3 protein-coding genes are annotated in these 2,173 nt (G+C 70.1%); all 3 read right to left on the reverse strand.

Translation table 11 applies throughout. From position 1 onward, the window contains the following. Window positions 1–183: 183 nt before the first annotated feature. The gene (locus tag CSR00_RS29700; RefSeq protein ID WP_099025929.1) at window positions 184–1,008 is read right to left on the reverse strand and encodes a DoxX family protein; all 825 of its coding nucleotides are present in this window, start codon (window positions 1,006–1,008) and stop codon (window positions 184–186) included. Window positions 1,009–1,112: 104 nt separating this feature from the next. Continuing rightward, window positions 1,113–1,646, reverse strand: a complete 534-nt coding sequence (locus CSR00_RS29705) for a DUF6328 family protein (protein ID WP_099025927.1) — start codon at window positions 1,644–1,646, stop codon at window positions 1,113–1,115. A gap of 92 nt (window positions 1,647–1,738) precedes the next feature. Then, a partial coding sequence (locus tag CSR00_RS29710; RefSeq protein ID WP_099025928.1) for a TetR family transcriptional regulator occupies window positions 1,739–2,173 on the reverse strand: 435 nt, incomplete at its 5' end.

A 2,173-nucleotide genomic window follows, 5' to 3' on the forward strand; every position in this document is an offset into this window, starting at 1 on the left:
AGATGTGTATAGAGACAGGGTTCGCCGTACTGCGGCGGACGGTTCGGGTCGTAGTCTCCAGTGGTCATCGATTCTGCTCCTGATCGCCTTTGTGCACTTTCTCGCAATCTACCCGCAGCGGGGCGGGCGCCGCGGGAAGCGGAGCAGATCCGCGCGGCAGGAGAACGAGCGGCAGGAAGACGATCAGCGCGAGCGCAACCCACGGGTGCGCTTGCGCGCGGTGCCCACGAGATTCTCGCCGCGGCTCTGGGCGGTCTCGCCGAATTCGCCGCCGCGTTCGCGGGCGATCTCGGCGAACTCGGTGCCGCGTTCGCGGGCCAGCTCGGCGAACTCGCCGCCGCGTTCGCGGGCGATCTCGGCCAGCTCGGTGCCGCGTTCGCGGGCCCTGTCCAGCAGTGGTGCGCCGCGCTCTGCGGCGACACCGGCCAGCTCGCGGCCGCGTTCGGCGCCGGCGTGCCAACCCTCCGACAGCGTGTGGCCGACCCGCTCGGCGAGTTCGCTGTCGAGGACGGGGCTCGTCGTGGCGCCGCCGGGCAACTTCGCCGACACGCTTTCGGACAGGTGCTCGGCCGCCTGCCGTCCGCGCCACCCGAGCGAGGGCTTGCCGGCGGTGTCGGCCGAGGCGATGATCAGCCCGCCCAGCAGGCTCAGGTCGGTCAGAAACTGCCTGCGCTTGGCGGCCTTGCGCTCCGGATCAGCCTCGGTCCAGAACATGTGCGCACCGAGGTTCGCCGGAATCACGGTGGCCGCCAGCGCGGCCGAGGCCAGCCGCGGGACCCTGCCGGTGGCCAACAACAGCCCGCCACCGATCTGGACCGCGGCGGTGACACGAGCCACGGTCTCGGCGTTCTGGGGAACGTTGGGGCCCACCGGTTCGGGCAGCTTCTGCAGGCCTTCGAGGGTGGGTCGGGCGGCGTCCGCGGCCGGTTTGGGGCTACGCAAGGCGTCGATGCCCTGGCCGATGAACGCCGCGGACAGCAGGGGACGGGCGATTCTGCGAAGCAACATGGCTGCGGTGTTCCCGGCGCGCCACACGGACAAACAAAGACAAACAAACCTGCCGACCCGCACAGTTCGCGGGGGCCCGGCCGCAGGCCGTCGTGGCCGGTCCGTCAGACCTGGTTGGTCTCCTCGCGGCGGAGGTCCCGGCGCGGGAAGCGGCGCATACTCAGGGGCAGCGCCACCCAGAAGCCGGTCAGGATCAGCAGTGCGGCCGCTCCGGCGACCACCGCCGGGATGCTCCCCGCCACGACGTCGAACACCATCACCGTGGCTCCGGTGAGCGCCAGCCCCAGCAGCAGCAGACCCGAGTAGGCCAGCACGTGCGCCACGGAGACCAGCGTGTTGAGCCGGTGGCGGCGAAACAGCAGCCGGTGCATGCCGACCGGGGCCAACAGCAGGACGCTGGAGATCACCGAGCAGACCAGGGTGGCCAGATACACCCGGCGCATCGATTCGTCGAGGATTTCGAAGCGCTGCTGGAACGGCACCGTGAGCAGAAAGGCCGTGAACACCTGCACACCCGTCTGCGCGACCCGCAGCTCCTGCAGCAGGCTGGACCAATTGCGGTCCAGCTGTTCGGATTCCGTCTCGGAACGGTCGCCGAGGTGGCCGCGTTCGTCGCGTTCGGAATGCTCGCGGGTCACCCGGTGATCATCTCATCGAGCCGGCGTCGGAGTCGAGATGCGGACAGGCTCGGCGGAAAGGCCCTGGTACACAGGGGGACCCGGGGTGCACCCTATTGGGTGACGCTGTCGGTGCCGGTCAACAGCAGCCGGGCCGAGCGTTCCAGCAGGTCGGCGATCCGCTGGTAGGAGGCATAGCCCATGCCGGCGTGTACCAGGGCTCCGGCGTAGAGGAGGTCGAGGGTCTCGACGATGTCCGGGCGTGAATCCGGTTCCAGCGCCGCCGACAGCCGCTGGTTGATCTCCAGCCCGATGCGCAGGCGCAGGTGTTCGACGTCGGGGTCCTTGCCCAGCAGCGCGTTGGTCACCGCGCCGGCCAGCTCGGGTTCGTCGGCGACCAGCAATGCGATGTGGCGCAGGACGGCCACGACCCGGGTGACGGGGTCGGGGGAGTCGTTCGGGGGCGCCGGGGTGCTGGCCAGACGGCGCCAGAACACCTCGGCCACCAGCTGCTCCTTGGAGCAGAAATAGGTCGAGGCGGTCGCCGC

Origin of the sequence: Mycolicibacterium palauense (assembly GCF_002592005.1) — a bacterium.
GTDB classification, from domain to species: Bacteria; Actinomycetota; Actinomycetes; order Mycobacteriales; family Mycobacteriaceae; genus Mycobacterium; species Mycobacterium palauense.